We start from the raw sequence: 6,627 nt of genomic DNA, 5'->3' as shown, positions 1-6,627 counted from the left end.
CAGGGCTCTGAGGGTAGAATTAGTCATGGCGTATCACCTCTGTTGATTGAGATTCTTCGCGGGAATCAATCAGCAGGATACGCCACCTCTTCTATCCCTCCGTACACCAGAAATGACCATAACTCCATCGGGAAAAACAGACATTAAGTAGTAAAATTACACACATCATAATGATTGCCACAGCTATCCCCTCTCGGGGCCGCTGTCCTGCCCTGGCCAGACTTTCCACGGCCAAACCTGAACTCCAACCATGAAGATGGGGCCCACAGGCCCCATTTTTTATTGCTTGTCTCCTGTGCCACTCTGTTGCGATGCGGGCACCGGCATCATATCGCCTTTCCCAGGGGCACAACCTCCGCTGCAACCAAGGGGAAATGGCAGGCTACCTGATGGGCCGTCCCGTCACAGATCTGCAGACTTGGCGCCGTATGGCGGCACAGCTCGGTGGCATAGGGACAACGCTGGTGAAAATGGCAACCGCTCGGCGGCGAGATGGGGGACGGCACATCGCCGGTCAGCAGGATGCGCTGGCTGCGCCGCCGTGGATCCGGCACCGGAATGGCCGAAATCAGCGCCTGGGTGTAGGGGTGACGTGGCGCCAGATAGAGCGCTTGAGCCTCCGCCAGTTCGACGATCCTGCCTAAATACATCACCGCAATCCGATCCGAGATGTGTTTGACCACCGACAGATCGTGAGCGATGAAGATGATGGAGAGGTTCATCTCCCGCTGCAGGCTGAGCAGCAGGTTGACGATCTGGGACTGCACCGAGACATCGAGCGCCGACACCGCCTCGTCGCACACCAGCAGCTTGGGCTTGAGGGCGATGGCACGGGCGATGCCGATGCGCTGGCGCTGACCACCGGAAAACTCGTGGGGATAGCGATCCACCGCGCTGCCTGGCAGGCCCACTTTTTCCAGCAACTCCTGCACCCAGACGCGGCGCTGCTCACCATTGCCCTTGCCGTGGATGATAAAGGGCTCCTCCAAAATCTGGCCCACGGTGTGGCGGCTGTTGAGGGATTCTGCAGGATCCTGAAACACCATCTGCATCTCCTGGCGCAGGGAGCGCATCTCCTTCGGGCTGAGCGCTGTGATATCACGCCCCTCGAAGGTGATGGTGCCCGCGGTCGGCTCGAACAGCTTGAGCAGGCTGCGCCCGAGGGTGGATTTGCCGCAACCCGATTCGCCCACCAGCCCCAGCGTCTCCCCCTGTTTCAGGTCGAAGCTGACGCCATCCACTGCGTGAACCGTATATTTCTTGCGCAAAAACCCGCCGCCCAGCCGGAAGTGCTGTTTCAGGTCCCTGACCGATAACAGGGTACTCATACGGTCAACTCCTTCCAGTAGTGACAGGCGACATGGTGACGCGAGTTTAGTTGTTCCACTGCCGGAATGGCACTGACACAGAGGTCGGTTGCGTGAGGGCAGCGGTTGGAGAAGCGGCAGCCAGCGGGCATTTCGTGCAGGGCTGGCACCTGCCCCTTGATGGTCTTGAGCAGGCTCTTGGGCTCATCCTCCAGGCGCGGGATCGAGCTCATCAAACCGTGGGTATAGGGGTGACGGGGATGGTCAAACAGTTCGAACACATCGGCCTGCTCCACCGCGCGGCCGGCGTACATCACCACCACTTCGTCGCACAGCTCCGCCACCACCCCCAGATCGTGGGTGATAAAGATGATGGCCATCCCGGTCTGGGCTTGCAGCTCTTTCATCAGTTCGAGGATCTGGGCCTGAATGGTGACATCCAGCGCCGTGGTCGGTTCGTCGCAGATAAGCAGGTCCGGCTCGCAGGAGAGCGCCATGGCGATCATCACCCGCTGGCGCATGCCGCCGGAGAGGTTGTGAGGGTAAACGGCAAAGCGCTGGGCAGGCTCAGGGATCCCCACCTTCTGCAGCATGGCGATGGCCGCGGCTTTGCGCTGGGCCTTGTCATACTCGGGGCGATGGAGGCGAAATACCTCCATCAGTTGCTCACCGACCGTCTGCACCGGGTTGAGGGCCGTCATCGGCTCCTGAAAGATCATCGAGATGCGGTTGCCGCGCACCTTGTACATCTGATCCGGCGCCAGCGTGAGCAGATCCTCCCCCTGAAAGCGGATAGAACCGGCCACCACCTGACCGTGGGGTTTGGGCAAGAGCCCCATGATGGCCAGTGAGGTGACGCTCTTGCCACAGCCGGACTCGCCGACGATCCCCAGCGTCTGGCCCGGTGCCACCTTGAAGCTGACCCCGTCGAGCACCTTGATCTTGCCGTCATCGACGGCAAACTCCACCTCGAGATCGCTTACCTCAAGAATCGAGGCCTGGTTCTGGCCGTCATCAACGGCGAACTCCCCCCCGTTATCCGGTACGTCAAGGATGGGGGCCTGGGTGTTGGGCATAACGGCTGCTCCCTTCTCTATGGCATCAATGACGTGCATGGGTCTGGTCTAGCAGGTTGATGGGCGCCAGCGCCTCCCCTGCCTCCTTGGCTTTCAAGGTCTCTTCCTTCACCTTGGGATCCAGCCAGAGCAGGCCGCCACTGCTGTGGGGATAGCCATCCATGGGCCAGTAGAGCAGATCCGGCGTGTTCTGGGTGGCGGGCACCTCGGGCAGCATCACATGACGCCAGCTGCTGGCCCGCACATAGTTGAGCTGCACCCCGGGGACGAAGATGGCGAGGTCATAGATACGCTGCTGGATCCGTTGTGAGAGCTTGGCCCGTTTGGCCATGTCGAATTCGACGTTGTAGGCATCGATCAGACCATCGAGCTCTTTGTCAGCCACGTTGAACAGGTTGTTGGTCTGCGGCTTGTTGGCGTTGTCCGAGTGGAAAAACTCCCAATATTGCGGATAGAGACCGCCGCCGCCCCAACCAAGCCAGGCCGCCTCGTGTTTCTTCTCCAGCATCACTTTGAAGCCGGTGGCACCATCCACCAGGTTAAGCTCCAGATCCAGACCCGCCTTCTTGGCCTCTTCCCTGAGCACGGTCAGTCGCTTGGAGTGCTCCTGACTGGTGTAGGTGAGCGCCAGCGTCAACCGCTCGCCCTTGTCATTTTGCAGGATGCCATCCGGCCCCGGCTTGTTGTAGCCGCCCTTGGCAAAGTATTCACGCGCCTTGCCGATGTCGTAAGCCCGCTCCGGCAGTGTGATGTCGGTGAACTCGCCAAAGCCCGAGCCGAAGGTGGTGGCTCTGTCGTAGTCGCCACGCAGCACGGTTTCGATCATCTTGTCGATGTTGAAGGCGTGCTGGATGCCGAGGCGCACATTCACGTCCGCCAGCTTGGGGTTAGCCACATTGAGATGAACCCCCTGACCGCCCTGTTTGGTGTCGGTCATGGCCATCACCTTCTGCACGTACCCCTTCTTGTATTCCGGGGTCACGGCTTTTTCATGCCACCAGTTGGGCAGGATCATCTCGAAGGTATCGAGTTCTCCTTTGAGGAAGTGACGAAATGCGATGTTGTGGTCGCGGATCACCTGCACCTTGATGGCGTCGATATTGAATCTGTGCTGGTTGTAGCGATCGTCTTTGGCCCACCAGTCCTGCTGCTTGCCGAAGGTGACAGACTTGCCCTTCTTCACGTCAGTCATCACATAGGGACCTGTCGTAGGCACCACGGCCCAGTTGTACTGCTTCACCCAGTTGGGGGTGAGCTTGTAGTAGTGCTTGGGCTGAGGGTACAGCTCGGTGGTGTTGAGCAGGTCCAGCTTGGCCTTGCGGTTGCCCGTTTTGACCATAATGGTGTGGTCATCGATCTTCTCTACCGCTACCACTTCGGTGGTGTAGTAGTTGTTGTACCAAGGGGCGCGGATTTCTTTTGAGCGCATCATCTCGTAGCCGAAGGTGTAGTCGTCGGCGGTGACCGGCTTGCCGTCGGACCATTTGGCCCGCGGATCCAGCTTGAAGTAGACGGTCTGATTGTCTGGCGCGATGGCCCAGTGGGTCGCCAGCGATGGGATGGGGTTGCCGGTGTTGGGGTGAAAGCTGATCAGCCGCAGCTGGTTATCCTGGATGAAGGAGCGGAACGAACCGTTGGAATCCGGCCCTACAGTGCGAAACGTCAGCGGAAAGCTGTCGATGAAGAGGTTGAGGCTGCCGCCCGGCAGCGCCTTGGAAGAGGCGAACACGGGGTCCGTGTCGTTGGTCTCCCACTTGAGATCAGCGGGCAGGCTGGCGGCCAATACCCATGATCCGTTCACCAGCAGAAAAAGTGCACCTATCCATTTGATTTTATTATTCATGTTTGACTTCCTGGTCTAGCCCCTGCACTGGGGTCTTGTCGATTTAAGGGTGAGTCACCCGGGGCCATGAGGGCGCCGTGGGTCACTGATAACGGGTAAATTTACGCGGGTCGAACGCCTCGCGGATCGCCTCGCCGATAAAGGAGACCATGATCAGCACCAGACTCACCGCCGCCACCACCGAACTGACGATCCAGATGGCATCCAGATTGTTGATCCCCTGCGAGAGCAGCTCGCCCCAGCTCGGGGTCGGTGGTGCCAACCCGAAGCCCAGATAGTCCAGCGCCGTCAGGATGGATATGTTGCCCACCACGGCGAACGGCGCCAGGGTAACGATCATCATCAGGGTATTGGGCAGAATGTGGTTGAAGATGATCCGCCCGGTGGTGGCCCCTTGCGCCCGCGCCGCCATCACATAGTCCCGTGCCCGCTCCTTGTAGGTGAGGGTGCGCATATACCAGGTGATCCCCATCCAGCCGAACAGCACGTTGATGCCGACAAACAGACCGAAGTTGGGCTTGGCCAGCGACACCAGGATCATGATGACGTAGAGAAACGGCACCTGGGACCAGATCTCGATGAAGCGTTGCAAGATGAGGTCAAAGCGGCCGCCGAGAAAGCCCATCAGACAGCCGATGGTGACCCCGATGGCGTAACTGGCCGCTAGCGCGATAAAGGCAAAGCCGATGGCGATGCGAAAGCCATAGACCAGCCGCGCCAGCACATCGCGGCCGCTGGTGTCGGTGCCGAGGAAGTGGCGTTCAGCCAGGCTGGGGGCGAAGGGCGGATAGGTATCTTGCTTGAAATCCTGCTCATAAGGGTTCCAGGGTACAGGCGGCAACAGCACCCAGTTGCCCTTGCCCTCCTCTGCAAATTTGGCCTTGAGCTGGCGATAGTTGGTCTCGTACTCGTAATCGAGCCCGAAGTGAGTACCGGGGATTACGTCACCATAAGTGGGGAAGTGGAGCTGACCCTGATAGCTCACAATCAGTGCCCGGCTGTTGACCAGCAGCTCCGCCAGCAGGGAGAGCACCACCAGGGTGGTAAAGATGACAAACGAGTAATAACCACGCTTTATCGACTTGAAACGCTTGAGTTTTTTTAAGGTAACCGGGTTGAGCTTCATGGTTATTCTCCAAACCGCACGCGGGGGTCAACAAAGGCAACACAGATATCGGAGACGATATTTCCAACCAGCATCAACATGGAGGTGATGGCCAAAATACCCATGACGGTGGGGTAATCCCGCTCGACGATCGCCTCATAACCGAGCAGCCCTATGCCGTCGATGTTGAAAATGGTCTCGATGAGAAAGGAGCCACCGAAGAAGACAGTGAGCACAGACCCTAAGTGACTGGCAATGGGGATCAGGCTGTTGCGCATGGCGTGGTCGGTGACCGCCTTGCGAAACGGTAGCCCCTTGGCCACAGCGGTACGCACGTAATCCGCCGACAGGTTCTCCATCAGGCTGTTCTTCATGGTCATGGTGAGGATGGCAAAATCCCCGATGGCGTAGGCGATGAGCGGCAACAGGGCGTGGGCAAAGACGGTACGTATCTGAGCCCAGCGGCTCTCCATGGCGTCGAAATCGTCCCCCGGAAAACCGCCCATGGGCAGCCATTCCAGATGGAAGGCGAAGACGGTGATGAGAAAGATACCCACCACGTAGGCGGGCAGGGCATAGGCCATGTAGATGAGCATGGAGCTGAGCGAATCGAAGCGGCTATTGTGCCTGAGGGCCTTGGCCACTCCGAGTGGTATGGATACCGCGTAGCTCAGCAGAAAGGTGGCCAACCCGAAGAAGGCGGTGACCGGTAGCCTGTCTTTGATGAGGCCCCACACCGGCTCGTAATAGCGGGTCGACTCCCCGAGATCCAGTACGGCCAGCTTCTGCAGCCACTCCCAATAGGCGATCAGCATCGGCTTGTCGAGGCCATAGAAGGCCTTGAGCTCCTCGATCTGTTCATCGGAGAGGGCCTGCGCACCCTTGCTGCCGCTGGATCGGCCAGATTCGTTCTGGGACACCTGCGCCTGCAACAACATGCGTTCAACCGGGCCGCCGGGCACGAAACGGGTGATGGTGAAGACGAGCAGGGTGATACCGAGAAACGTCGGGATGATCAAAAGCATCCGACGTAAGAAATACGACAGCATGGTGAAACCTCGTCCTTGTTGTTCTTGTATGGCTAGTCAATTCCGATGACCGGCCTGTCCTTCCTGGCATTACTCACTGGATAGGCTGTTATTGACAGACAATCCGCTGGGTCACTGTAAAAGCTGACTCTTATACACAAATATTGTGAACTGATTGGCACTTTTCCCGATTTCCAGGATCTGATCTCCTATGTGACTCCCGAACATGGTAACGATCATGCTAACTTTTGCTCTTCATCGTGCGGCC

General features: G+C 58.6%; 5 protein-coding genes. All 5 read right to left on the bottom strand.

The window, feature by feature from the left end; translation table 11 throughout:
- Positions 1-326: 326 nt before the first annotated feature.
- Positions 327-1,328: a dipeptide ABC transporter ATP-binding protein gene (locus GWQ22_RS20580; RefSeq protein ID WP_108537940.1), complete on the bottom strand. Its 1,002-nt coding sequence runs from the start codon at positions 1,326-1,328 to the stop codon at positions 327-329.
- Positions 1,325-2,383, bottom strand: coding sequence for an ABC transporter ATP-binding protein (locus GWQ22_RS20575; protein ID WP_275931501.1), 1,059 nt, complete (start codon positions 2,381-2,383; stop codon positions 1,325-1,327). Before GWQ22_RS20575 ends, GWQ22_RS20580 begins: the two co-directional genes overlap by 4 nt.
- A gap of 25 nt (positions 2,384-2,408) precedes the next feature.
- Entirely contained in the window at positions 2,409-4,226 is a 1,818-nt protein-coding gene (locus GWQ22_RS20570) for an extracellular solute-binding protein (protein ID WP_275931500.1), read from the bottom strand.
- A gap of 82 nt (positions 4,227-4,308) precedes the next feature.
- Entirely contained in the window at positions 4,309-5,352 is a 1,044-nt protein-coding gene (locus GWQ22_RS20565; protein WP_212514740.1) for an ABC transporter permease subunit, read from the bottom strand.
- 2 nt (positions 5,353-5,354) lie between these two features.
- Positions 5,355-6,380 (bottom strand): ABC transporter permease subunit, encoded by a 1,026-nt coding sequence (locus GWQ22_RS20560; RefSeq protein WP_212514741.1) that lies wholly within the window; start codon positions 6,378-6,380, stop codon positions 5,355-5,357.
- Positions 6,381-6,627: the final 247 nt, after the last annotated feature.

Source organism: Aeromonas sp. 1HA1 (assembly GCF_029237385.1).
Taxonomy (GTDB): Bacteria; Pseudomonadota; Gammaproteobacteria; order Enterobacterales; family Aeromonadaceae; genus Aeromonas; species Aeromonas popoffii.
This window is presented reverse-complemented; position numbering and strand designations above follow the sequence as displayed.